Annotated in this window: 19 protein-coding genes and 1 tRNA gene; 8 read left to right on the top strand and 12 right to left on the bottom strand. The window is 42.3% G+C overall.

Annotated features, from left to right (window positions below; translation table 11 throughout):
• Positions 1–119: 119 nt before the first annotated feature.
• The 6 genes from H6G14_RS04135 to H6G14_RS04110 form a co-directional block, all read right to left on the bottom strand.
• Positions 120–953 carry a helix-turn-helix domain-containing protein gene (locus tag H6G14_RS04135; protein WP_190565869.1) on the bottom strand — a complete coding sequence of 278 codons (834 nt, stop codon included), beginning with the start codon at positions 951–953 and terminating at the stop codon, positions 120–122.
• 577 nt (positions 954–1,530) lie between these two features.
• Complete coding sequence (locus H6G14_RS04130) at positions 1,531–2,631, bottom strand: glycosyltransferase family 4 protein (RefSeq protein WP_190565868.1); 1,101 nt, start codon at positions 2,629–2,631, stop codon at positions 1,531–1,533.
• A gap of 156 nt (positions 2,632–2,787) precedes the next feature.
• Positions 2,788–5,019 (bottom strand): SMP-30/gluconolactonase/LRE family protein, encoded by a 2,232-nt coding sequence (locus tag H6G14_RS04125; protein WP_190565867.1) that lies wholly within the window; start codon positions 5,017–5,019, stop codon positions 2,788–2,790.
• A 551-nt stretch (positions 5,020–5,570) separates the two neighbouring features.
• Complete coding sequence (locus H6G14_RS04120; protein ID WP_190565866.1) at positions 5,571–6,110, bottom strand: DOMON-like domain-containing protein; 540 nt, start codon at positions 6,108–6,110, stop codon at positions 5,571–5,573.
• A complete protein-coding gene (locus H6G14_RS04115) occupies positions 6,107–7,225 on the bottom strand; it encodes a phosphotransferase enzyme family protein (protein ID WP_190565865.1) in 1,119 nt (372 codons plus the stop codon). Before H6G14_RS04115 ends, H6G14_RS04120 begins: the two co-directional genes overlap by 4 nt.
• Positions 7,226–7,326: 101 nt before the next feature.
• On the bottom strand, positions 7,327–8,103 hold the full coding sequence (locus H6G14_RS04110) for a Uma2 family endonuclease (protein WP_190565864.1): 777 nt from the start codon (positions 8,101–8,103) through the stop codon (positions 7,327–7,329).
• A gap of 292 nt (positions 8,104–8,395) precedes the next feature.
• Here H6G14_RS04110 and H6G14_RS04105 point away from each other — a divergent pair, with 292 nt between their 5' ends.
• Complete coding sequence (locus H6G14_RS04105; protein ID WP_190565863.1) at positions 8,396–10,150, top strand: ShlB/FhaC/HecB family hemolysin secretion/activation protein; 1,755 nt, start codon at positions 8,396–8,398, stop codon at positions 10,148–10,150.
• Positions 10,151–10,301: 151 nt separating this feature from the next.
• Here the strand turns inward: H6G14_RS04105 and H6G14_RS04100 are convergent, their stop codons facing one another.
• Positions 10,302–10,604: a hypothetical protein gene (locus H6G14_RS04100; protein ID WP_190565862.1), complete on the bottom strand. Its 303-nt coding sequence runs from the start codon at positions 10,602–10,604 to the stop codon at positions 10,302–10,304.
• 142 nt (positions 10,605–10,746) lie between these two features.
• Here H6G14_RS04100 and H6G14_RS04095 point away from each other — a divergent pair, with 142 nt between their 5' ends.
• Both H6G14_RS04095 and H6G14_RS04090 read left to right on the top strand, forming a co-directional pair.
• Positions 10,747–10,983 carry a hypothetical protein gene (locus H6G14_RS04095; RefSeq protein ID WP_010995830.1) on the top strand — a complete coding sequence of 79 codons (237 nt, stop codon included), beginning with the start codon at positions 10,747–10,749 and terminating at the stop codon, positions 10,981–10,983.
• 25 nt (positions 10,984–11,008) lie between these two features.
• Positions 11,009–11,275, top strand: coding sequence for a hypothetical protein (locus H6G14_RS04090; RefSeq protein ID WP_190565861.1), 267 nt, complete (start codon positions 11,009–11,011; stop codon positions 11,273–11,275).
• Between the two features lie 515 nt (positions 11,276–11,790).
• Here the strand turns inward: H6G14_RS04090 and H6G14_RS04085 are convergent.
• Positions 11,791–13,281 (bottom strand): UDP-N-acetylmuramoyl-L-alanyl-D-glutamate--2,6-diaminopimelate ligase, encoded by a 1,491-nt coding sequence (locus H6G14_RS04085; RefSeq protein ID WP_190565860.1) that lies wholly within the window; start codon positions 13,279–13,281, stop codon positions 11,791–11,793.
• Between the two features lie 32 nt (positions 13,282–13,313).
• Positions 13,314–13,601: a glutaredoxin family protein gene (locus H6G14_RS04080; protein ID WP_190565859.1), complete on the bottom strand. Its 288-nt coding sequence runs from the start codon at positions 13,599–13,601 to the stop codon at positions 13,314–13,316.
• 363 nt (positions 13,602–13,964) lie between these two features.
• Here H6G14_RS04080 and H6G14_RS04075 point away from each other — a divergent pair, with 363 nt between their 5' ends.
• Positions 13,965–15,380, top strand: a complete 1,416-nt coding sequence (locus H6G14_RS04075; RefSeq protein WP_190565858.1) for a DICT sensory domain-containing protein — start codon at positions 13,965–13,967, stop codon at positions 15,378–15,380.
• 80 nt (positions 15,381–15,460) lie between these two features.
• On the opposite strand, the gene H6G14_RS04070 is transcribed toward H6G14_RS04075, so the two are convergent.
• Positions 15,461–15,534, bottom strand: a tRNA-Pro gene (locus H6G14_RS04070).
• 145 nt (positions 15,535–15,679) lie between these two features.
• On the opposite strand from H6G14_RS04070, the gene lipA reads away from it, so the two are divergent.
• The 4 genes from lipA (at position 15,680) to H6G14_RS04050 (ending at position 20,312) form a co-directional block, all read left to right on the top strand.
• Positions 15,680–16,570 carry a lipoyl synthase gene (gene lipA, locus H6G14_RS04065; RefSeq protein ID WP_190565857.1) on the top strand — a complete coding sequence of 297 codons (891 nt, stop codon included), beginning with the start codon at positions 15,680–15,682 and terminating at the stop codon, positions 16,568–16,570.
• A gap of 47 nt (positions 16,571–16,617) precedes the next feature.
• Positions 16,618–17,541: an NAD(P)H-dependent glycerol-3-phosphate dehydrogenase gene (locus tag H6G14_RS04060; protein ID WP_190565856.1), complete on the top strand. Its 924-nt coding sequence runs from the start codon at positions 16,618–16,620 to the stop codon at positions 17,539–17,541.
• Positions 17,542–18,063: 522 nt separating this feature from the next.
• Positions 18,064–19,314: an RNA polymerase sigma factor SigC gene (sigC, locus tag H6G14_RS04055; protein ID WP_190565855.1), complete on the top strand. Its 1,251-nt coding sequence runs from the start codon at positions 18,064–18,066 to the stop codon at positions 19,312–19,314.
• 542 nt (positions 19,315–19,856) lie between these two features.
• A complete protein-coding gene (locus H6G14_RS04050; RefSeq protein WP_190565854.1) occupies positions 19,857–20,312 on the top strand; it encodes a Fur family transcriptional regulator in 456 nt (151 codons plus the stop codon).
• Between the two features lie 129 nt (positions 20,313–20,441).
• On the opposite strand, the gene H6G14_RS04045 is transcribed toward H6G14_RS04050, so the two are convergent.
• Together H6G14_RS04045 and cobN are read right to left on the bottom strand one after the other, a co-directional pair.
• On the bottom strand, positions 20,442–21,680 hold the full coding sequence (locus tag H6G14_RS04045; RefSeq protein ID WP_190565853.1) for a peptidoglycan-binding domain-containing protein: 1,239 nt from the start codon (positions 21,678–21,680) through the stop codon (positions 20,442–20,444).
• An 18-nt stretch (positions 21,681–21,698) separates the two neighbouring features.
• Positions 21,699–25,595 carry a cobaltochelatase subunit CobN gene (gene cobN / locus H6G14_RS04040; RefSeq protein WP_190565852.1) on the bottom strand — a complete coding sequence of 1,299 codons (3,897 nt, stop codon included), beginning with the start codon at positions 25,593–25,595 and terminating at the stop codon, positions 21,699–21,701.
• Positions 25,596–25,621 lie beyond the last annotated feature (26 nt).

Below are 25,621 nucleotides of genomic sequence, written 5' to 3'. Positions count from 1 at the left end.
ATCATCACCTCTAAAACAGTCTGATAAAAAGGGAGACTAATAGGTATTTAGCAGGTTAGAAGAAACGAGATTTGAAAACAATGCACAATCTTTTTGTCGGACTCGCAATTTTTTCGCCTCTATTGTGATGTTGCAACCTGACGCTGCATTTTTCGCCAAGCGTGGGGCGTAGTGTCATGGTACTGGCGAAACTGGCGGAAGAAATGTCCCTCGTGCTGATACCCCACAGCCTCAGCAATTTGATTCACACATTGGTCAGTTTCTAGGAGTAATGTTCGTGCGGCTACCATCCGTCGCTTAATAATCCAGTGATTTACAGTTTCCCCTGTATGTCGCCGCACTAGATCAGTTAAATAAGCTGGGGAGTAACCAACTGCTTGGGCTACGTCACGTAAGCCAATAGATTGGTTGTAGTTAGACTCAATAAATTTAAAGACCTGATTTAGCTGAGAACCAGAGGGAAATATTGATTTACAAGGTTCTGATGATTTTTTGGTTGCAACAATATCTAGTGCTGGATTTTGTGGGAACTGAAATGACTCTGGTTGACGTTTTTTAATCTCACGGATGGAGATGCAACCATACTCCCTACCGTCTTCTTCCATATAGGTAACAGTGGTTTGGACAGGTAAACTTAAACCTGTTTGAGTCCTATACAGAGATTCAAAATATAAAGACCCTTTTTGTTTAATAGTTGTCCAGTGCTGTAACCAAACTTCCATCAAAAATTCTAAGTTTAGGTATTGAATACTCATACAAAGCAATTCTTCACGGGAGTAGCCTACTAAACTACACGCAGCATCATTAACGTATAAAATCCTGGCGTTTGGTTTTACCCAGAACACCGCATCTGTGACACAATCCATCAGCAAATTAGTAAGACGCAACTCTTTTTCTAGCTGCTGTGTAACTTGATAAGTATGTTGCTCGGAAATACAGCTGTCAAAAACCATAGTTCTACTCACTGTAATTACTGAATTTCTAAGTGAACCTAATGAGCCTTAAGGTTATTTAACTGTAGAATCCAGGGTTTTACGTGAATATATGTATCTATTAGATTACATTTTAGTAATTAAATTTACTAAATAATACACGTTAAAAATCTTCACTCTTCAAGGAATAGAGATATCTTTAGCATTTAGCTGCATTCATTTAGCTTTTTCCTTGAGAGCAAAGATGTTGTGCTGCTTCCCCCAAGGAAAGTATCAGCATCAATCAAGAAAAACTGTCAGATGATAAATAACACCCACAGCTAAGTAAAATTTAATTGATTATTGTCTATAAAAGTTTATATTTTTAGCCAATTCCTACTAATAGCAAAGATTAAATTTAATAATCATCCTAAAAAGATTCATCAAAATATATATACAGTTTCCTACTTTGGTGCATTGAAAATTTATAGAGAAAAAGAGTAGAGGTTAGGGGTGCTGTTGACCGTTAACTGTTAACTGTTGACCGTTAACTGTTAACTGTTAACAGTTAACGGTCAACAGCCTTATTAGTATTTACACAATTTAGACACGTATTAGCTTAACTCTTTTTCAGAGTGTGGCAAATTACGTTTCTAAATTCTATTTTAACCTCAGCATAAACTGCTAATGTTTGTTGATTCACACGCCCAACCGTCAGCCATTCTAAATTTTGTTGTGCTTGGTCTTGCCAATGTTTGAGCAGATGAGGTTGACTAAGTAATTTTGCTAGGGTATCTGCCAAAGCAGAGCTATCTTTTGGGGGAATTAAAACACCAGCTTTGCCATTGTCTAATGCTTCTGGAATGCCATCTACATTGGTGGCGACAATAGCACAGCCGGCTTCACGGGCTTCTGGAATTACTAGGGGAGAAGGATCACGGTGAGAAGCGAGTACAAATATATCTGCGGCTAATAAGTAGCGTTGTGGTTCTGGCTGGAAACCTACAAAATGAATGCGTGTAGCGCTCAAACCTGTAGCTTGGGCTTTTTCCTCAAAAATCTGCCTTTCGGGGCCTTCTCCAACGAGATAAAGATGAACTTGGGGGAAATCTTGGGCAATGTGTGCAAATGCAGCGATTAACTCACCAATGCCTTTACGCTGATACATCCCGGCTACAGTGGCGATCGCTGGTCGTTGTAATTCTACTGGTGAATACTCTTTAATGTTACGAGTACGGACGCTGCCTAATGTGCCATTGGATATCACCCGCAATTTATGCTCAGGAATACCACGCCTAGCCATTGATTGAGCGACAGCATGACTCACCGCAATTACTCTATCTGCTAATCCCATGAGTACAGCACTGCGTTGAAATTCATTGTGTACTGTCGCCACCAAAGCATATTCAGAATCAGCCTTGAGACATCTTCCTAGCACAACTCCCGTCATCATATGAGCATGGACAATATCCGGTTGAAATTCTCGGATAATTGCGCGATAACGCCTAGCCGCATGAATTAAATTTAGAGGTGTCCGGCTTTGGTTTAACTCAAAGTGCTTAACACCATATTGAGCAAGTAATATTTCATATTCTCCACCAGCAGATGCTACAGCTACATCATGATTGTTTTTGGCTTGCAGACAAGCTAAATCTACAGCCACATTCACGATGCCATTACCAATTTCGCGGACGTGATTCAAAATATGTAGTATACGCATAAAAATAATTTTTATTCTAGTTCCACAAAATAAATCTCTAGTTAGTGGCAATTATCCGGAAGTTCTTTCAGAACCCCGACTTCTTCAAGAAGTCGGGGTTCTATCTGGTGTTAGTCATTAGTTAACAGTTAACTGTTAACCGTCAACCGTCAACCATTACCCAGGTAATCGATACATCATCACCTTTCCTTTAGCGTTCTCTTCCACAAATACTAAATACTCACCATTGGCACGACGAAAAGCGCGAATGCCGTAGGGGATATCAATCCAGCCGCTTTCGCCTCCTACTTCTGCGCCGGGTGTTAACATTGGCAATGCTTCCCCTGTTGTGGCTTTATAGACATAAACCTCTGCTTTTTTACTAGCAACGGCAAAAACTCTGTCTCCTGCCACATCAATTGATTTGATATGTAATTTGGGGTCTGTTTGATGATTATAAGGAAGCACTATCCGCCACCGGAGATTTCTTTTTTTACTCCAGTTGTCAAAACGGACTATTTCTGTACCAACTAAGCCCCAATCACCATCAAGATTGGGATGTTCATTGGTGTACCCTCCAAGATACATCACGTCTTGTTTGGGAAAGTATTTGATTCTTGTCAAAGTTTTGAAAGGTGCTGGCATGGGTATTCTGCCCCCAATAGCTTGTCCATAAATGGGACAGCCATGATTATCTAATTTTTGATAGGGATAGTGTTTGATGTAGCCAGCTTCGGCCGCTTGCCAAATATCTCCTTTGCTGTCTATTTCCCAACCCCAGACAGAACCATCTTCTTCACCCAAGGTTTTGTATTCGTTGTTTTGGATGGAACCATCACCATTGATATCCCGCCATAACCAACTACCGTCTTTTGGTTGGTTGGGAGGCCAACTAAGATGGTTTTTGCCAAAAATGCCGCAGGGAACAGCTATCTCACCATCAAAACGGTAGATTAACAGCCGTTCTGCCATCATTTCTGAGGAGAGGTAGAGTAGGCGTTTTCCACCCAAGCGCCGAACGAAGGCTGATGTGGGTGTGGTGTGCAGTCTTCCATCATCTGGGTAGCGGAACTTATCTAGGGTATATGCTTTATATGTCCATTCTTTGCCGTTGTTTTTGCTGTAGTCCATGACGAAGTGTTCGTTTTTGGTGAACACGTCTCTACCATCGCTATCAGGATCAGCATCGGCGTTATCTATGAATTGCAAACCGAGTAAGCGCCACTGGAGTTTTCCCGATGACGAGAATTTTCTCAAGTCAGCACCAGTACTATTAAAACCATGATTGCTAACGTAGATATTGCCGCTTTTATCTGTGCCGATTCCGGTAATACCATACAGTTTCGAGTCTTTGACTTCCCCAGAAGTACCCCCATAGATACCGCCTTTGTCACCGAGAGTGCCTACCTGCTTTGGTTTATTGGCGATGTTATAAATGAGTACTTGCTGACGTTTCCCATTGTCAGCTACTAGTAATCTACCTTGAGGATCAAAGGCGATCGCACTTGGGTTAGCAACATCGGTGATTTGTTGGGCTAATTGCTTACCTTGGGGCGAATATCGGACTATTTTTTTCTTTTGCACAACCCATAAGTTATTTTGCTGATCAATAGCGATCGCACCAGGATCAGGAACGCTAAAGCTGCGTAGCTCCTGCATGGTATCTGTATTGTAAACGCGGAGGCGATCGCTAGCAGTATCACTTACATATAACTCTTTGTCTTTAGTTGCTAATCCAGTAACTTCACTTTTACTATTGACAATGACCATACTTTTATCCCAACCACGCCCCCCAGCAAAGGGCGCAGGTTTTCCAGATAAGTCATAGCGTCGGACATTGTACCAAGTGGTTCCCTTTGGTGGGTAATCATCCTCTGGTTTCCCTTCGTGGGATTGCTGCATAGCTACATAGAGGTACTTTTGATTGGCTGTAATTGCTTTACCTCCCAACCTTCCCCAGCCATGTAAGTCATCAGCTTTACCAATTACATCGCCGTCTTTATAAATACCTACTTCTCTACCAGCTTCATCCCAATGACTGTTGACATAAACTGTGCCATTGGGAGTGACATATATACCCTCCATCTGAATTTGTACCCACTTTTTACCACCAAAAGTGTTACCTATCCAAGAGGTTTTATAGGCTGCTTTATTTGAGGTTTTATGCGATTGTTTATCAGTTTGCTGTACAGATGATTTATGAGTTATTTTCTCAGTAGTCGTTGGTAGTATATTAACAATCCAAGGCATATAATTGCCTATGGGATTAATAATTACCACCATAGCTATAGTAAGTATCAAAAGATATATTTTCAAGCCTCGAAAGTTTTGATTACGAGACAGTTTTTGGAAATACCGACTACAGCTTTGGTAAAAATTATCTAACTGTGGAGCTAATTTTTTTTCCATAAAATTATGCAAATTTTTAATTAGTACGATGTGTTATGTAGCAAGATAAATTACCTCATTGGACTTTCGGTGTATCATGGCTAATTACTACAACGGACTCCAATCGACTCTGATGAACATATATGTAAATGATTTTTACGTGAAGCTCAATGTTCTATCAGCAAAATATGAAATTTCCTTAGTAATTTGTAGATAACCCGTTGTTTTATGGCTGAATCTTTCAGTTATGTATAGCAAATATTTAAGATTATTTTTTTTGATTTCACGAAAAATTTATTAAAATCACATAATTATTTCTTATTTCCATCAATCACAATAATCATGGATTAATATTTACTGATCAATATAAATGCAATACCTCTCTGATTTATATCTTGCGCCACTTGCGTATTACTAAAATTGTCAAGCTAAAAAAAACTATTATTTCGTATGGTGGGCAATGCCCACCATACTAGCTTAATTTTGAATTTTGAATTGGTATTAGTAGGGTGCGTCAATATGAATGATTTCTTGGTGCAGCTAGGTTTCCTCGGACTGACGCACCCTACATCTCATAATCTAATTATAAAACTGTCCCTGATGTGAAAGTCAGCTTCTTTACCTTGATGAACTAAAGCCCAGTAAGTTATGTTGCCATGTTTTTGTTTGATCACTGTAGTAATTGCGACATCAATAAATTGTTCAGAAGAGATGATTTTTCCTAAATCGACATTTAACGAGATTTCTAAACTATCTGATTGATTCTCAACACTAAAAGGTAGGTCAGTAAAAGCTGTTTCTTCCTGCATTCCCTGGCGATATCCATGAAATCGGTATATATTCCAATTTCGGGATGGAGAAAGGTTGAATTCCCAATATTGTTGAGAATCTTTAACGCCAATAAAGAACTCAAAACAAGTATTTTGCCATAGTTCATTTTTTCTCGTTGGTGTGTCTACAGGCGAGGGAATATCAACTGGTGATAATTCACCAACAACCTGATAATTAATCGTGAGTTGATTATTATGGCGGCTAATATTACCAGCAATTTTGAGATCAATTAAAGATTCTTCAGAGGGGAATGGTTGTAGAGAAAATATTTGGTGACTCATTTTATATCTTGAATAATTTTACGAATCTTAATTTCTTGAGATTCGATACTTTCGGCTAGTTTAAATTGCACAAGCGCCCTGGCTAAATTATGCTCTGGGTACTTGATTTTAAAGTAAACATTCCCCGCTAAATAGTCAGCAAAGAATCTCAGTCCTAACTCAAAGGCAATGAGGCGTATAGCATCATACATATATGCGTAATCATTATCGGTGAGAAAATCCTTTGCTACCGACAGATAACCTTGTAAAATTCCTTGACATAAATCAGTGTCAAAAGAAACGCTTTCCCAATGTTCTGTTTCTTCCCCAGCAGGGTTACAGCCCGATCGCAAACAATCACCAATGTCATAATGTACTAGACCGGGTTTAACCGTGTCGAGGTCGATAACGCTGACGGCTTTGTGAGTAACAGTATCAAACATGATATTGTTAATTTTAGGATCGCCGTGTATGAGACGTAACGGCAACTCACCCGCAGCTTTAGCATTTTCTAGAATACAGGCATAACTTTGGCGATCGCTCACAAATTGCAAGCAATAATCTAATTCTGGGGATGGTTGCGGTTTAGCTGTTGCCAAAATCTGTTCATAGTGACGCAAGTAAAGCGGCGTAATATGGAAGCCTTCCAGAGTATCAGCTAGTTTTTCTGGTGATAAGTCGCTGATTAAGTTGTGAAACATCCCCAAGGCATAGCCGATTTCTTGGGCTTGTGCTAAATCCTGCATAGTATCAAAAGACTGCGACCCAGAAATAAAGCTAATCGCCCGCCAAAAATTCCCCTGAGTATCTGTGCAGTAATCGTGATTATCCTTGGTGGAAAGTACGCGCGGAACTTCCCAACGACGGTTTGGGGGTGCGTATTGTAGACGTTGATAAACATGATCACTGAAGATACGCATATTCTGCATAATCAGTTCTGGTTGACGAAACACCAAAGTGTTTATCCGTTGCAGAATAAAATGCTGTGCTTCTAAGGAATCAACAGTTACTAAAAAAGTATCGTTGATATTGCCACTACCAAATGCTTGAACATTTGTGACTGTACCTGGAAACGCGAATTTTTCGGCAATGGCAGCTAAATCTACTACAGACTGCGTGCTGATAACTTCTGTCATATTTAACTTTTACTACTCCCCACAAAAACTGCACAATGGCAATTAGGAGACATAGTAACTCAAGTTTTACGCCCCATCTGTATAAAAGTATTGCTGACTATCTACTCAAGGGGTGGTAAATTTTCTGGGTCAATACCTTGAGATTTTAAATAAGCCATCAGTCGTTCTTTTTGCTGACGTTCTTGTTCAGCGCGTTGGCGTTCTTGTTCAGCGCGTTGGCGTTCTTGTTCAATCTGTTCCACAGCCCAAGGTAACAAATTACCAGCTTGATCCCACCAACGCAACCAATAACCAGTCCGGGCTTCTTTTGTGCCTTGCCATGTTCCCAAAAATAAGCCCATTGAATCAACCCAATGACGACCATTTTCATCGGGTTGCTTTAATTCGTAGCGTCCATTTTCCAGTTGATAATATTCCAACAAACCCCCATCTGGTTCAAAAATGACGTAGATAGGAATTTGCAATATTTGTTCATAAAAGAACCATTTTCCTGGTGGATAAGTCCGCTTGACTGAATATTCTCCACCTTCGGTATCTGAAAGAAATTCTATAGCGATCGCAGGAATATCACCTTCTAAAATGGGTGTATAACTTTTACGATTTTCCCTCACCTCTTTAACCGATGGTACATAAACCCAATCCGGTGCTTTCACCACCAATTGGCCGTTGATAGTTGCACAAAGACCAAAATTTGAAGCAATCAACATTTGGGGTTGGATAAATCCACTCAGTTCTAAACTTTCCCGTAAAGCACCAGCCAATATTGGCTGACCTGTATTCTCCACCGGTTCATCCTTTAGTTGAAAATCGTCTGGCAAAGCTTCCCAAGTAATTACCAGCTGATTTGATGATTTAGCTTCGCTGAGTTGGGTTGCCATAAACACAGCATAAATATGAGGTTGTTTCCTATTTTATCAGGAAAGACAGGGGGTAGGAGGCAAGGGAGAATATCTTACTCAAGACTCATTACTCATCCATAAAAAGTCTTTCCCTTACACCTCTATACCCCTCCCTTATTTAAGTTTCCCCATACCTTGCTTTCGCCCAAATAGCAATGCTGTTTTATGCAATTTCAAATGTCGTTAATTGCTTGTATGTCAAGAATAAATGTGATAATTTAGACTGTACTTAAGTAAAAATACTCGTGCGTTAACTGTTAATTTCAAGAATGTGAAAAATATTGTCTTAGGCAGAAATGATACACGAACTAAAGCAAAATTTCTTTGTCCCGGATTATTTCTGCTACTAACCTTAATGAGCTTTCCTGGTGTTGCATCTGCCCAATCTACACCGCCACCAGGGGTGATAATCCCCCCTACTACACCAGAAACTATCGACCAAACTATCCCTAAACCGTCCCCTAGTCCTGCTACTCCCACTCCCCCTTCTCCTACTACACTTATCTTTCCTGTGCCTCCTGCGCCAACACCATCGGATGTTACTTCTCCTACTGGTGAAAGCTTTCTAGTCAAAAAAGTTGAAGTTTTGGGGGCTACAGTCTTAAAAAATGAAATTGCCAGGTTGATTGAACCATTTGAGAACCGTCGAGTTACTTTTGCAGATTTAATTCAACTACGTTCAGATATTACCGAACTTTATATTCAAAACGGCTACATCACTAGTGGTGCATTTTTACCCAACAATCAAAATCTGACCGATGGTGTGGTGAAAATTCAGGTGGTGGAAGGAGAACTAGAGAAAATTGAGATCACCGGGTTAAGGAGTCTTCAATCAGTATACGTGCGATCGCACCTCACCAAAGCTACCTCCACGCCATTAAATCGCCAACGCTTAGAAACAGCATTGCAACTATTACAATTAGACCCCGTAATTCAACGGGTAAATGCTGAGTTAACTGCTGGTAGTACTCCTGGTAGTAATATCTTGCTGGTAAATATCACGGAAGCGCCGGCATTTCATGGGGGAGTCTTTACAGCCAATAACCAAACTCCCAGTATTGGTTCCACTCAACTAGGGGTATTTTTGAATCATGATAACTTACTGGGTTTTGGCGATCGCCTCGCTGCTGAATATACAATTACGGAAGGACTTAACTTGTATGATGTCAGCTACACAATTCCGGTAAATGGCAATAATGACACACTGAGTTTTCGGGTGAATAATGCCAATAGCCGCATTATTACAGACGATTTCCGCAATTTGGACATTAGAAGCGAAACTCAAACCTATTCCCTCAGTTATCGTCATCCTCTCTACCGCCAACCCCAGACAGAACTTGCTCTGAGTTTAGGCTTAGATTTACGTCGTTCCCAAACATTTCTCCTCGATAATATCCCTTTTTCCTTTTCTCCTGGTGCGGAAGATGGAGAATCAAAAATTACCGCCCTTCGCTTTTCTCAAGATTGGGTAAAACGAGATGCCACAAGGGTTTTAGCGGCTCGCTCCCAATTTAGCCTTGGTATTGGGGCTTTTGATGCTACAGTCAATGATACTGATACGGATGGGCGCTTCTTCTCTTGGTTAGGTCAATTTCAATGGGTGCAGTTATTATCCTCACGAACATTAATCCTCACTAGAGTCAATGCCCAACTGACGGGAGATTCTTTATTATCATTAGAAAAATTTAGTATTGGTGGGTTTGATACAGTTCGTGGTTATACCCAAAACAAACTCGTAGCCGACAATGGTTTTACAGCTTCTGTGGAAGTTCGCCTTCCCTTAACTGCTAACTCCAATGCTTTGCAGATAGCACCGTTTTTTGATATCGGTACTGTGTGGAATAATCGCGGTAGTAATCCCCAACCACAGACAATTTCCAGTCTCGGTTTAGGCTTGCTTTGGCAACCAAGTCGAGATTTAAGCCTACGTTTAGATTATGGTATTCCCTTAACGAATATTAATGATGGCGGAAACACACTGCAAGAAAATGGTCTTCACTTTTCACTGCGGTATCAACCGTTTTAAGAAAAAAATCATGCTGGTAAACATGAAACTTTCGCTGTAACTTATCTTGACTTAATTATTAGTTGTTTCCCCTACACCCCTACACCCCCACACCCCTAAAATATTTGCAGTTATTTCAGAAGCGATCGCTTGCACAGTGAGCCTGACTCAATTACGATGAACGCTGACCCAAAGATGTATCCATAGCACTCTGCAAAACCTGGGATGACTCCCCTAAATCCTGAACTTCTCCATTTTGCTCTTTCAGCCATCGCTGAATACGCTTTCTCTGTAATTCGCAAACCTGAACACTAGCTACTGTCAATGCTTGACGTGGAAAGATTTCCCTCAAATCAGCCAGCATCTCCACAGTGACACAAGCTTCTAAACATTCTGCAATGTAAGCCCTTGCATCTAAACACAACCATTCCTGAGTCGCCTCTAGCTTACAGATGTGGAGCTTTGTGGTTTCCATAAGATTTGGTTATGTTATGTACCAGAATTTACCCAACCATTCTACTTTATCTTCCAGTGGCTTGATAATTCTTCAACAAATATTTCCCCACACATCCGAAAAATGTGTAATTATAAAGAAAAGCTTAAGAGGTTAGAGACTCATGATCACCACAAAAATAATACGCCAGCTTTGGGCTGTAATTGAGTCTACTAACGTCAGCACTTTACTTCAATTTGATGATATATCTCTAGTACAATTACTCACCCAGCAATTAAAAGTCAACCAGGGACTAGACGCGCAGGTAGATAGTAGCCTGGATAGTTACATCACATCTAAACTACCCCTAATTCGAGACACTGCTGAAGGTAGATTATCTTTAGGACAGGAAAATCATTAACACGAAAATTCACGAATAAAATATCATGAATCACTGGCTAGGTATTGCCCTTGTAGCTTATCTAATTGGAGCGGCGATTGAAGGGGTAAGTACAGCTGGTCAGCTAGCTCACTCATTGCCAGAACTCACCAAAGATAGGCAAGACGAGTCATCACAATCTACTAATACATTGAAGGATAACTGGCGTATTTTGGTAGCCATTGCCTCTGTAACTCTTTGTGGAGCCTGCATTTGGCCTTGCCGTTTGTTTCACCGTTTAGTGAAAGGGAATGTTTCATCTGAGGACTCGTAGATTTTATAGCTGTTGACGGTTGACTGTTGTCTGTTGACAGACTTGAAAGCCTTTGATTGTCAGGTTTTTATCTTAGCTTGATGTCCTAATCTATCTGGCTACGGCTATAAATTGGTGTTGCATAAATGCGGCATGAATTGGGACTTTTGCACAAAGCATAATATAGATTCTACCCTGCTCCTTCTCCTGTCAGAGACGCTGCGCGTAGCTTGCTTCCCGTAGGATACGGAGACGCTAACGCGAACGGGTTCCGCCTTAGCAGTATGCGCCTTTGCGCCTTTGCGCCTACCCTTCTCCTTCGGAGACGCTAAGGTAAACAGGTTTCGCCTTAGCGGTATGCGTGAGATAAAAATCATCCCACTAATCAGCAACGCCTTTAAATTAATTGATTAATTTAGCCACCCTAATTGCAGAATTCATCGCGTCTCTTCTAGCCTTTGCAGCGCAGGCAAAATGCCTACACTACAAAAACTTTTTTTATGCACTATTTAAGACTTGTCACGCCACTACAACCCTTATAGTTTTTCTCTTTCTGTCAAAGCGGCGCGTGCGTGTTCTCGGTCGTCAAAGTGGATTTTTTCTGTACCGAGAATTTGGTAGTCTTCATGACCTTTCCCCGCCAGTAGCACCCCATCACCAGGTTGAGCTTGTAAGATTGCGGTACGAATAGCGATCGCCCGATCGCCTATAACTGTCGGTTGCACTGTGTCGGGAATCCCCGCCAGAATATCATCTAAAATTCTCTCTGGGTCTTCAGTCCGGGGGTTATCTGAAGTCACAAAAGCTAAATCCGCTAGTTCAGCCGCGATTTTACCCATTTTGGGGCGCTTGGTGCGATCGCGATCGCCGCCACAACCAAATACGCAAATCATTCTCCCAGGAATAAACGGTCTAGCCGCTTTGAGTAAGTTTTCTAAACTATCAGGAGTATGGGCGTAATCGACAATCACGCTAATATCTTGCTCAGAATTAATCTGCACCCGTTCCATTCGTCCGGGGACACCGGGGAACTCTGGTATAGCATTGGCGATGAGTTGTAGGTCTAAGCCCAAGTGTAAAACCGCGCCGACAGCTGCCAAAAGATTTTCTAAATTGTATTGACCAACTAAAGGTGAACAGAAACTGACATCACCTCCTGGTGTGTGCAGAGTTCCTGTTACACCATTAGGCTCATAACTCAAGTCACTCATCCACAAATCAGCACTACTATCATTAACGCTGTAACTCCAGACCTTTTCCGGACTCAATGCCTTGATTAATCTTTGACCATAGGTATCATCAGCGTTGATAATTGCCCGTCCTTTCAGGTAATCAGGACTAAATAACAGCGCTTTTGCTGCGAAATAATCCTCCATGTCGCTGTGATAGTCCAGGTGGTCTTGGGTGAGATTGCTAAATACCCCCACCTCAAAGGGACAACCAAGCACCCGTCCCTGTGCTAAAGCGTGGGAGCTGACTTCCATAACTCCAAACTCACAACCAGCATTCACAGCTTGTGCTAGTTGCTGTTGTAGTTCTACTGCAAAGGGGGTGGTGTGGGTGGCTGTTTGCTCAAAACCAGGCCAACGGGTGTAGAGAGTCCCCATCAAAGCCGTAGATAATTGAGCTTTGGTTAAGAAAAATTCAATCAGGTGGGTGGTGGTAGTTTTACCATTAGTACCAGTTACACCCACCAGCTTGAGTTTCTGCCCAGGGTAACCATAAAAAGCTGCGGCGATCGCGGCACAAGCTTTAGTCATATTGTTAGAGCTAATGACAACAGCCTCATCACTGGGAGGATTTTTTTCCACAGCTTGAGGAGAAACGATCGCCGCGATCGCACCTGAGGCGATCGCACTAGGCCAAAATTCTCCACCATCTACCCGCGTTCCTGGCATTCCAATAAACAAATCACCCGCACCGCAAGCATGGGAGTTGGTCTTGATGCCTTTAACTTCCGCATCCGCCAAAACCGGAGGTAAATTTTCAACACTGTCTACTGTCGCTAGTAATTCCCGCAATTTCATGTTGTGAACCTCGACACACGCCTTTCTTGCGCCTATTCTGCATTATTTTTTTCCGGATTGGCTAAATACTTGCCCAACATTTGTGCCAATTGCTGAACGCTAGCGCGGGGAGAAGGGCGGGGTAAAGCTTGCTCTTTCTCGTCTCCAGGCGTTATTAAACACAGAACCGGAATCTCATATTGATAGGCAGCAAACCAGTTTTCATTAGTTGTAATGTCACGGATTTCTAACTCAAAACTCAAATTTTGGATCTGTTCTAGTTTTTCCTGCAAACCTTCACATAAATGACAACCGGGCTTACTGTATAAAATTAATCGCATTTACTGAATACTACAAATCACTGAGAACTGCTATTGTAAAGAATACATGATAAATCTATAATCTTTGCAATACAAATTGGTCATTTTTATTAACAAAAGTAGTAGTTAGTAATTTTGTCATTCATAATTTATTGTGTTTACGTGGCTTTTGTGTAAAAAACATATATGTAAGTAATATTGTGAAAATCTTCATCTTTTTGTAGATGGGGGTTTGGTAATAGGTGATTGGTAATAGACCTGTTACCAATTACCAAAGCGCCAGGGTGGCTTTTCTCCCTACCAATGATGAGTTAGGCTTTCCCTCTACTTCCAAAAAGTAATTATTTTTTCCTCCCCCTGATTTTTATTGGTTGTGCTTAACTCATGAATGACTCTCTGCATAAGGATTTGTCCGTTTATCAGCTGGCTTTAGGAGTGGAAGCGCCTTCTCAAACAGTGACTCTCAGTCCGGCGACCTTGCTATCACTGGTGAGAGCGCAAATAGACTTACTGATTGAGCAGCAACTCAGTGCAACTTTATGGATTAAGCTGCCACCAGGAAAAGTTTGGTCTACAGAAATAGTCCGTTATCAGTCATCGGTGGATAACTCTGGTCGTATTTACAATTGCCAAGTTGGAGAAAGTAAATCAGAGGTGGGAGAAGAAAATTTAACATCTTTATCTTGTTCGTATGAGCATTATTTTGAGGTGCCATTACTACCAAATAATCACTTACAACGAGAATATTTTTTGATAGTCTTATCGACAAAATTTTGCAGTTTAATAGCAGCTTATCGCCCACGTCAAAATCACAAAATTGCCCCCTTGGGTAAGACACAAAATAATAAGAGTCAACCGCTATTAACGATTACTTCGGTTGAACATCAAGTAATTCAGCGTGTGTTGGATGGGATAAAACAAGAAGCTACTTCTGAGTTAAAGCCAATAGCACCAAAGGATTTTATCTGCTCCACTGCTTGCGAGCCAGCCCTCATCAGCCAAATGCTCACCAAGCAACTCCAACGACAAAACGAAATTAATCGTCGCATCAGTGTTGAACGCATTGCCAAATTGCAGCAGCACAATCAGAAATTACAAACAAAAGAGCAATTGAAAGATGAATATTTAACTAATGTGTGTCAAGAACTGCGTACACCCCTGACGCAAATGAAAACTGCACTTTCGCTATTGAATTCGCCCACCCTGAAACCGCACCAAAGACAGAGGTATTTGCAGATGTTAAATACCCAGTGCGATCGCCAAAGTGTTTTGATTGCCGGTCTCATGACTTTGGTAGAACTAGAGCATAATTTGGAAACCACAACTTTAGAACTCGTCAAGCTTGCAGATATTGTCCCTGGAGTCGTCAGCACTTACCAACCAGTAGCCCAAGAAAAAGGCATCATGCTAGGCTACACTATCCCTACAGACTTGCCAAGCGTTTTATGTGTCAATGGCGGCTTGAGACAAATAGTCATTAATCTGCTGCACAACAGCCTCAAGTTTACAGCCAATGGTGGTAAAGTTTGGGTTAGAGCTAAAGTACAAGGCGAATACGTCCAACTAGAAATTCGTGACACAGGTATCGGTATTGCCGAAAGCGAAATTCCCAAAATATTCGACTGCTTTTATCGTGTGCGATCGGGACTAATTGATGAGACGAATGGCGCAGGTTTAGGACTCACAATCGTGCAGAGATTGTTATGGCATTGTGGGGGTTCTGTTAATGTGAGAAGCAAGGTTGATGAAGGCACTATGGTAATAGTGCAAATGAAGATAGGAACTACTTCGCCAACTTAGATCCGGAAAATAGGACGAAGCGATCGCTTGTTGGTTGACCACTACACTTGTAGAGCGACATATAATGTGCGAATGTACAATCGGGATGACTGGATTCGAACCAGCGGCCCCTTCGTCCCGAACGAAGTGCGCTACCAAGCTGCGCTACATCCCGTTAAAAAATTTGTACGCCTTTTTTAGCATAACATAAATAATAGTCAATACCGAAAAGATATCTACATCTATATATATAGATGAATCGGAATGGGATTTGCTTGCTAGGATTAGATTTGTATAACATTCAGTGGTAAAAGCGGATTGTGACTGTAAAACCAGACTGGTTGCGGGTAAAAGCGCCTCAATGGGAGCGCGTTGGTAACGTTAAAGAAATTTTGCGGGATTTAGCGCTAAATACAGTTTGTGAGGAAGCGTCATGTCCGAACATTGGTGAATGCTTTCAAGCTGGTACAGCCACATTTTTGATTATGGGGCCAGCCTGCACCCGTGCTTGTCCTTATTGTGATATTGATTTTGAGAAAAAGCCCAAAGCTCTCGACCCCACAGAACCAACGCGATTAGCTGAAGCTGTGCGACGGATGAGACTGAATCATGTGGTCATCACTTCCGTGAACCGAGATGATTTACCAGATGGTGGTGCATCGCAGTTTGTTAAGTGTATCGCAGAGGTGCGCGCAGTTTCGCCTCAAACCACAATTGAGGTGCTAATCCCTGATTTGTGCGGTAACTGGGAGGCGTTAAAGATCATTCTCCAAGCATCACCAGAGGTATTAAACCATAATACAGAAACGATTCCTCGCCTTTATCGACGAGTCAGACCCCAAGGCAACTACGATCGCACCCTAGAATTATTGCAGCGATCGCGTCAAATTGCTCCCTGGCTCTACACAAAATCCGGTATCATGGTCGGCTTAGGCGAAACTGATGCCGAAGTTCGCCAAGTTATGCAAGACCTACGCGCTGTGGATTGCGATATCCTCACAATCGGGCAATATCTCCAACCCAGTCAAAAGCACTTGCAAGTTAACGATTTTGTTACTCCAGAACAATTTGCTGCTTGGCAAGCCTATGGTGAAGAAATCGGATTTCTACAAGTTGTATCCTCACCTTTGACGAGAAGTTCTTACCACGCCGAACAAGTAAGACAATTAATGGAACGTTATCCCCGGCAAAAAGTGCTGAGTGCTGAGTAAAACTTTACTTCCCACTCCCCACTCCCTATCTTTTGAATTGTGAAACTGTGCGAGAAACTACGATATCAATCTTGGGTGCAGGTGCTTGGGGTGCATCCCTGGCAAATTTAGCAATAGCCAATGGTCATAGAGTACGTGTATGGTCACGGCGAGGGGCTGAAACACTAGCAGCAGTTTTAGAAGACGCTGACATAGTTCTCTCTGCGATTTCCATGAAAGGAGTGAGAGAAGTTGCTTCACAAATTCAATCTCTCACTCTTTCACCAGCAACAATTTTTGTCACGGCTACCAAAGGTTTAGAATTAGAGACTATTTATACGCCGTCGCAAATTTGGCAATCATTTTTTCCCGATAACCCAGTAGTTGTTCTATCTGGGCCAAATTTATCTAAAGAAATCGATCAATCCCTACCAGCAGCCACGGTAGTAGCTAGTCGTGTAGCTACCGCCGCCACTACAGTGCAGCTGGCATTTTCTTCATCTCGTTTCCGCGTCTATACAAATCCTGATCCCATAGGTGTGGAATTGGGGGGTACGCTCAAGAATGTAATTGCGATCGCCTCTGGTGTATGTGACGGTCTACATTTAGGAACTAATGCTAAAGCCGCTTTAGTCACGCGCGGACTCACCGAAATGGTTCGTATTGGCAATTGTTGGGGTGCAAAGACGGAAACATTTTATGGCTTATCTGGTCTAGGGGATTTGTTAGCTACCTGTAACAGTCCCTTAAGTCGCAATTACCAAGTTGGTTATCAATTGGCTGGTGGTGAAACACTGGCACAAATTCTAGCAAAATTACCAGGAACCGCCGAAGGAGTAAACACTTGTCAGGTATTAGTCCAACTAGCTAGGCAACAAAATATAGTTATCCCTATTACTGAGCAAGTCTACCGACTACTACAAGGCGAAGTTACACCACAGCAAGCTCTTGATGAACTCATGCTCCGAGACATTAAGCCGGAATATAACTAATTGGTAATGGGTAATTGGTAATTGGTTAATAGTCAACTGACAACTGACAACCGACAACTGTCAACCAGTCCCCAATTTAACTCATCACTACTCATCACCCCCATTACCCCATACCATACTGAGTCCTAAAAAATCCTAGAAAAAAATTATAAAATCGTCAGGAAATTACTTATGTATCCATGTAGATGTGACTATGCCGATAATAAACATGGTTTTTACTGAAATATGTTTATACAACATACCCAAGTCACAGTTAATAGCCGACAAGGTGAAAACGCTGACTAAGTAATTCGGAAATTAAAATCTAATCGTAAATTTGAATAGCTATTGGTTCAATCAGACCCTCAACAGCCAATTTATAGTTAGGCTGTGATGTCTGAAAACAACCACTAAGGTTTTTTTGTAAAAAAAATTTTAGTGAAAACCTTAACCGTGTTAGTTCATCTAGAATCACGGGAACAATAGCAACAGTTAAATAGCTGACCGCAATCTATTGTTACCTGGAGCCATAGAGACGATCTTATGCCAGCAACATCTTTTTACGCAGATGCCGCCTACAATACCCAAAAATCCCGCCAGGCTTTAGACCCTGATATCGCCATTGATGACAGTGATTTGTCGGTGGATGAGATCCAAGAATTAGAGATAGCTGCTGCTGATCCCGCTACTTTTGGTGCTAGCGCTAACCGTCGTAGTACAGACTTAGTACGTCTATACCTTCAGGAAATCGGTCGAGTCCGTTTGTTAGGACGGGACGAAGAAGTTTCTGAAGCTCAAAAAGTCCAGCGTTACTTAAAGTTGCGGGTAGTGCTAGCTAATGCTGCCAAGCAGGGAGATGAAGTTGTTGCTCCTTATCTACATTTAATCGAAGTTCAAGAGCGTCTAGCATCAGAGCTTGGCCACCGTCCATCCTTGGAAAGATGGGCTGCTACTGCTGGTATCAACTTATCTGATCTTAAGCCAATTTTGTCGGAAGGTAAACGTCGCTGGGCAGAAATTGCCAAGATGACGGTGGAAGAATTGGAGAAAATGCAATCTCAAGGTCTTCAGTCAAAAGAACACATGATTAAGGCTAATCTGCGCTTAGTTGTGTCTGTTGCCAAAAAATATCAAAATCGTGGTTTAGAATTATTAGATTTAGTTCAAGAAGGTACTCTCGGCTTGGAACGAGCTGTAGAGAAATTTGATCCAACCAAGGGATATCGTTTTAGTACCTATGCCTACTGGTGGATTCGCCAAGGGATTACAAGAGCGATCGCTACTTCTAGTCGTACAATTCGCCTCCCTGTCCATATTACAGAAAAATTAAACAAAATCAAAAAGGCTCAACGCAAAATCGCTCAAGAAAAAGGTCGCACTCCTACTTTAGAAGACCTAGCAATTGAGTTAGATATGACACCCACCCAAGTGCGGGAAGTTTTATTAAGAGTACCTCGTTCCGTTTCTTTGGAAACCAAAGTAGGTAAAGATAAAGACACTGAATTGGGAGAATTATTAGAGACTGATGGTGTAACTCCTGAAGAAATGTTAATGCGAGAATCTTTACAAAGAGACTTGCAACATTTATTAGCTGATTTAACCAGCCGTGAACGTGATGTCATCTTGATGCGTTTTGGTTTAGCTGATGGTCATCCTTACTCATTGGCAGAAATTGGCCGCGCTCTGGATTTATCACGAGAGCGAGTACGCCAAATCGAATCTAAGGCCTTGCAAAAGCTCCGCCAACCGAAGCGCCGCAATCTTATCCGTGACTATTTGGAATCTCTGAGTTAGATAGTTAATAGTCAATAGTCAATAATCAATAGTAAACAAAATCCATACTATAGATTATTGACTCTGGACTATTTATTTCATCACAACCAATTAAGCATAACGGCAGATTGTGACCCTAGTCACGGAGGAAAACTCATCACCTTGTGATTGGAGTTTATACATTAATTAACATAATGTGATTTATTCTCGCCTAGCAATTTAACAACTACTTGTTACTTATAGGAAAGTTTTGCATTTAATTAAAATGTATTTTTGCAAAGCATTGCTTGAAAACATAAAATAGTAAACATTGATATTATATAAAGTCAATAACTAAGATGCCTGTGTAGCTTGAGATTCACGATTAAAATTCTATATTCTGGAACTGGTAATTTTTGCTTTTAAATTGTTAACAATAAGCATTATTACTAGGTTTTTGTGGGTAATTTTCACTAGTCTTGATTGAAAGTTTAATAATTATTCTCAATAAGCGATGTTTGTTGCAAATCACTCCAAATATTTGTTATATTCTCAATTAACAAGCTTTGTTGAGAAAAATTAGTATGACTGTCTACACAAATAGTTCGCTCAAGGCAGAATTAAACGAAAGAGGCTGGCGTTTGACCCCTCAACGGGAAACTATCTTACATATCTTTCAAGAATTGCCTCAAGGCGAACACCTGAGTGCAGAAGATTTATATCATCGTCTAGAAGCTGATGGTGAGGGAATTAGTCTTTCAACGATTTACCGGACGTTGAAGTTGATGGCTCGGATGGGGATTTTACGTGAACTGGAATTAGGCGAAGGACACAAGCACTACGAAATTAACCAGCCTTATCCCCATCATCACCATCACCTAATTTGTGTCAAATGTAACTCTACTATTGAATTCAAAAACGATTCAATCTTAAAAATTGGGGCAAAAACTGCCCAAAAAGAAGGTTTTCATCTACTCGATTGCCAAATGACAATTCATGCAGTCTGTCCCAAGTGCCAACGTTCGCTCATGCCACTTTAGCACCTGGGTAAGATAACAAGGGGAAGTTACTCAATCATTCAAAAATGAAGTTTTGAGAAATTCCTGATTAGTCGTTATCGGAGGTAAGCAAACTGTTAAGGAATTATAGTGAAAACACGGAAGCGGATGCTAAAAGCGTCCGCTTCTCACATCAGTGAGACTGATACCGTAGAATTCCTGAGCTTGCTTTATGGCTTTTTTCGTATCATCTGCCATCACTCCATTGAGTTGTCCTTTATAGAAACCCCTTTCTTGTAGTCGTCTTTGGATTTCTAAGACATTAAAATCACTCTTGGCAGCTTTAGCTTGATTAAGTGAGCTATGTAATTTTGATCTGGTTGTGGGGCCAGCAACACCGCTAGCACTGAGATAATTAGCAGCTTGGAATCTTTTTACTGCTTCTGCTGTGTAGGGGCCAAAATAACCATTCGGTTGTCCCTGTAAATATCCTGCTTGAATTAACTGTTCTTGTAGAACTCGCACAGCTTCGCCGCGATCGCCTACAGTAAGTTTATCTTTGGCAGCTGGGGTTGCTCGCTTAGGGGGATTTTCTCCACCAATACCTATTGGCGGTAATCTTCTAATTGTGGCTGGCCCAACAATACCGTCAACATCTAGTTTATAAGCGGCTTGAAATCTTTTGACTGCTTCCTCGGTAATGGGGCCAAAAACACCTGTAGCATTACCGTAATAAAAACCCGCGACTCGCAAACGTTGTTGCAGCGATCTCACAGCCTCGCCTTCATCTCCTTTGACAAGGTAGTTAGGATCACGGCGCTTGTTGGTGGCTGCATTCACATTAGCAGTTGTGGTGTTTCTTGTAGATTGTTTGCGTGCGGTAGCAGTTGTAGTGTTTCTTGTAGCTTGCGTGCGTGTAGCGGGAGTAGTTCTAACTTGAGTAGCAGTTGTGCTGTTTTTTCTCGTTGGTGTACTGGGAGTACTATATTGTTGCGCTTGGTTAGCTACCGGAGAGGAACGCCACTGGTCTAATTTTTCCAGAGTACTGGCTCCTACAACACCATCAACTGGTAAGCCAGCCGCCGCTTGAAAGCGTCGAACCGCTTCTTCTGTGGAAAAATCATATACCTGAGTTACAGGAGCTTGATAAAAGCCTGCTTGCTGTAGTTTTTGTTGGAGATTTCTGACGGAAGGCCCTTGATCTCCTCTTTCCAATGCCCAGGCGCTACTAACACTGCTGAGAACAGATAATGTCAGTGCTAGGGGTAGCATATGCTTCCAAGCTCTACTTGATAGGCGTTTCCAGTCTGGTGCAGCTGCTTTGTTAAATAAGTAGCTTAAAGACACCAACTCACTTGGTTCACTATCTTCGTAGGCGAAAGCTAGGTGCAAATACGCTATATTGTCCATATTTGTTTCCTACACCACTTATTTTGCTTCGATGGTTGCTTCGGCTTGATGTACTAAATTACGTAAATTTTCAAGTGTTTCTATATTTACATTTTCCCATAAACCGCGTTGGTTTGCTTCTAAGAGTCTTTCAGCGATATCACGCAGTGCATGGGGATTTTTATTCTCAATATACGTGCAAACTACTGGATCAAGCAAGTAGGCCTGCATAACACCTTGATACATATAGTCTTCTACACATCTGGTAGTGGCATCATAGGCAAAGAGAAAATCTACGGTGGCAGCCATTTCAAATGCACCTTTATAACCGTGACGCATCATACCCTCAATCCACTTGGGATTAACCACACGAGAACGATACACTCTGGCAATTTCTTCTCGCAGTTGGCGGACACGGGGTTGGGATGGAATGGAATTATCACCAAAATAAGTTTCGGGATTTTTTCCTTGTAGGGAACGTATGGCAGCCGTTAAACCACCTTGAAATTGATAATAGTCGTCCGAATCAAGCAAGTCGTGTTCGCGGTTGTCTTGATTGTGTAGGACAATTTGCATCTGTCCTAAACGTTGGGTGAAGGCTTCGGGGGAGGGGATTGGGGATTGGGGGTTAATTTCTGTGCCTGCTTCTTGACTTTTGCCTGAAGAATAGGCGTAGCAGCTCCAGTTGATATAGGCGTTGGCTAGGTCTTGGTCGTCTTGCCAGTTTTGTGATTCGATTAGGCCTTGGAGTCCGGCTCCGTAAGCGCCTGGTTTGGAGCCAAAAATGCGATAGCGCGATCGCTCAAAGGCTGTTTCTGGAGTTAAGCCTTGTTGTATCCAAAAATCAGTGTCTTGGCGGATTTGGGCGGCTAGGGGGTTTTGTTCTGGGGGTTCATCTAGGGCGGCGACGGCGTTGACAGCTTGCTCGAATAAATCCATTAAGTTGGGGAAAGCGTCACGGAAGAAGCCGGAAATGCGTAGGGTGACATCGACACGAGGTCTACCTAAGACGCTTAAGGGGAGTATATCTAAATCGACAACGCGTCTGGCTGCACCGTCCCATACTGGTTGTACACCTAATAAAGCCAAGGCTTCGGCTATATCATCGCCACCAGTCCGCATCGTTGCAGTTCCCCATACAGATAAGCCTAGTGTTTTGGGGTACTCGCCATGCTCCTGGGTGTAGCATTCAATCAAGTTTTCTGCTGCTTTTCTACCAATATCCCAAGCAGTTTCTGTGGGGATGGCGCGTATATCAACAGCATAAAAATTTCTCCCTGTAGGCAAAACTTCTGGTCTGCCCCTTGTGGGTGCGCCAGAAGCTGCACTGGGGATGTATCCACCATCTAGCCCATGTAGGAGGTTGGTAATTTCTGCGTAGGTTTGTTGGAGGGATGGGAGGAGTTTGGCACTGATCCAGTGGAGGACGGTGCTGAGTGGGGTAGGGGGAGATGAGGAAGAGGGCAGGGGGCAGGGGGCAGGGGGAGAATCGATGAGGTTTTCTACTAGTAGGGCGGCGTGTTCTTCTAGGGTTGTGACGGCATCGCCGACTGTGCGGCAGGGATTTGGGGTTTTTTCGGCTAACAGTTTTTGGTCTTGGCTTGATAATAAGGTGCTGAAGTTGTCTGTGAGGGGGTCGAGGTTTAAACCCCAAGCATCAGCTAAAGCCCTAGTAATACCTGGGGAATGGCGGTTGGGGATGCGAGCGATCGCTACTATTAAATCCCTCAGTTGTCGTCCTTGGGGACATTGCCCAAAAATGTGCAAGCCGTCTCTGATTTGAGCTTCTTTCAATTCGCAGAGATACCCGTCTAAGGAGTTCAAAATTAACGATTCAAAATTGACGATATCTTCTTCCCTTTCAATGCCTAAATCTTTGTAAAGATTTTCTTGGATAACCAAATCACGAATGCGATCGCGGATTGCTCCTAAACGTGAAGGATCTAAACTTTCTGCCTCGTAATACTCATCGATTAAATTTTCCAACTTCTGCAAAGCACCGTATAATTCCGCACGGGTCATTGGGGGCGTAAGATGGTCTAGAATCACCGCCTGAGCGCGACGCTTGGCTTGGGAACCTTCACCAGGGTCATTAACAATAAATGGGTATAGGTGAGGCATAGGGCCGAAAGCTGCTTCTGGATAGCAATTACTAGATAAAGCCAAGCTTTTACCAGGGAGCCATTCTAAGTTTCCATGTTTCCCGACATGAACAACAGCATCAGCACCAAAAGATTCTCTCACCCAATAATAAAAAGCTAAATAAGCATGGGTCGGTTCTAAATCTGGCGCATGATAATTCAAGCTGGGGTCAATATCATAACCTCGTGATGGTTGAATGCCTACGAAGACATTGCCGAACTGGATACCAGGAATGGGAAAGGACGACGAGGTAAAATGATTAGCTGGTTCTCCCAGCCCCCAACGCTCATTAACACCCTGCTGCACTGCTGCTGGTAAAGAAGCAAAATACTCTTGATATTCCTCACTAGATAAGCTTTGCTGCACTGGACGTAATTCTCTGCCTTCCGGGTCATTTGTTACGCCAGCCGTGAGCAGTTGAATTAATTCGTCGCCATTAGCTGGTAGATTTGACACCAAATACCCAGATTGCTGTAAAGCTTTGAGGATTTCTACACAACTTTCTGGCGTGTCTAGCCCCACACCATTAGCTAGGCGGCCGTCGCGGTTGGGGTAGTTTGCCAAAATTAGAGCTATGCGGCGCTGTTGGGGCGGTTGGGAACGGAGGTGTACCCAATTTGCTGCGAGTTGGGCTACAAAGTCGATGCGATCGCTTATGGGTTCATAAACTACCACATCTGTTTCTAGATCAGGATTGCGAGTTTGTATTGCCTTAAATGACACGGCTCGGCTGATAATTCTGCCGTCTACTTCCGGTAAGGCGACATTCATCGCTATATCACGGGGAGAAAGTCCGTTTAACTGTGCTTCCCATTGTCCAAAAAATCCGCCACTGAGAATAACTTGTAAAACAGGGACATCTAATTTTTCCCAAAGTTCGGTTTGGGGTGCTTCAGCTTCTAAACGTGCTAATGAAAAGCTTGTAGTGTTAAGTAAAAGTGAAATTTGTTGGGAATCTTTAGGCTGAAAAAAATCAATCAACTCTTCTTGCACATCAGGATCACGCAAAGAAGAAATAAACACCGGCACAGGCTGTAAATTTCTCTGCCACAAAGCCGCACACAACGCATCAATTACCTGAATATTGCCCGCCAAATAGTGGGCGCGGTAGAAAAGAATGCCTACTTTGGGCATTAGGGATTGGGGATTAGGGATTGGTTGAGGGGGCAAGGGGAAAGGGTGAAAATCGTTGAGTAAGTTTCCTCCTCTGCTCCCTTCTCCCTGCTCCCCTGCTTCTTCTCCCAGCCCCCAGTCATACAACCCAACACGAGGAACCCTTTGTGGTGCAGGAGGATTGTAAGCCGTTGCTAAAGATACGTCAGAGATAAATTGCAGAGCGTTAACAATATTTTCTACGCCACCTTCATAAAAATACTGCCAGATTTGGTTAACGGTACCTACAGGCGCGGTAGACTGGGAGATCAATTCAGGATCGATGGCATCGTCACCAGGCATTACAATTAAGGTTATACCAGTGCGTTCCACGATCTCTTGGACAACTTCTAAACCATACGCCCAATAGGAACGTCCCCCTAGTAGGCGCAAAATAATTACCTCAGCAAGTTCTAAAACTTGTTCGGCATAAGTATCTATACTTATTTGTTGTTGCAATAGCAACAAATTGGCTACTCTGATTGCAGGAAATGTTGCAGGTAATTTGGGGACTGCGGCTGCGAGGGTTTGAATATCGGTATCAGCAGCCGTAATCAACACAAAGGGAGCTGGGGTTTGTTCCAGAAAAATCACACCCTCTGACTGATTCCATCCTACCGATGTGGTACTTATACGATGCATAATCCTTTATTACCGCTTTAAACTGT

It is taken from the genome of Nostoc parmelioides FACHB-3921 (assembly GCF_014696625.1).
Classification (GTDB): domain Bacteria; phylum Cyanobacteriota; class Cyanobacteriia; order Cyanobacteriales; family Nostocaceae; genus Trichormus; species Trichormus parmelioides.
Note: the sequence above shows the minus strand (reverse complement) of the source record. Positions and strands in the feature narration are given on the sequence as shown.

Coding starts and splice junctions, on each gene's coding strand:
- sigC (WP_190565855.1), top strand. CDS start 18,064: ATGCCAGCAACATCTTTTTACGCAGATGCCGCCTACAATACCCAAAAA.
- H6G14_RS04125 (WP_190565867.1), bottom strand. CDS start 5,019: ATGGAAAAAAAATTAGCTCCACAGTTAGATAATTTTTACCAAAGCTGT.
- H6G14_RS04135 (WP_190565869.1), bottom strand. CDS start 953: ATGGTTTTTGACAGCTGTATTTCCGAGCAACATACTTATCAAGTTACA.
- H6G14_RS04085 (WP_190565860.1), bottom strand. CDS start 13,281: ATGAAATTGCGGGAATTACTAGCGACAGTAGACAGTGTTGAAAATTTA.
- H6G14_RS04120 (WP_190565866.1), bottom strand. CDS start 6,110: ATGAGTCACCAAATATTTTCTCTACAACCATTCCCCTCTGAAGAATCT.
- H6G14_RS04090 (WP_190565861.1), top strand. CDS start 11,009: ATGAATCACTGGCTAGGTATTGCCCTTGTAGCTTATCTAATTGGAGCG.
- H6G14_RS04080 (WP_190565859.1), bottom strand. CDS start 13,601: ATGCGATTAATTTTATACAGTAAGCCCGGTTGTCATTTATGTGAAGGT.
- H6G14_RS04110 (WP_190565864.1), bottom strand. CDS start 8,103: ATGGCAACCCAACTCAGCGAAGCTAAATCATCAAATCAGCTGGTAATT.
- H6G14_RS04100 (WP_190565862.1), bottom strand. CDS start 10,604: ATGGAAACCACAAAGCTCCACATCTGTAAGCTAGAGGCGACTCAGGAA.
- cobN (WP_190565852.1), bottom strand. CDS start 25,595: ATGCATCGTATAAGTACCACATCGGTAGGATGGAATCAGTCAGAGGGT.
- H6G14_RS04045 (WP_190565853.1), bottom strand. CDS start 21,680: ATGGACAATATAGCGTATTTGCACCTAGCTTTCGCCTACGAAGATAGT.
- H6G14_RS04095 (WP_010995830.1), top strand. CDS start 10,747: ATGATCACCACAAAAATAATACGCCAGCTTTGGGCTGTAATTGAGTCT.
- H6G14_RS04115 (WP_190565865.1), bottom strand. CDS start 7,225: ATGACAGAAGTTATCAGCACGCAGTCTGTAGTAGATTTAGCTGCCATT.
- H6G14_RS04130 (WP_190565868.1), bottom strand. CDS start 2,631: ATGCGTATACTACATATTTTGAATCACGTCCGCGAAATTGGTAATGGC.
- H6G14_RS04050 (WP_190565854.1), top strand. CDS start 19,857: ATGACTGTCTACACAAATAGTTCGCTCAAGGCAGAATTAAACGAAAGA.
- H6G14_RS04075 (WP_190565858.1), top strand. CDS start 13,965: ATGAATGACTCTCTGCATAAGGATTTGTCCGTTTATCAGCTGGCTTTA.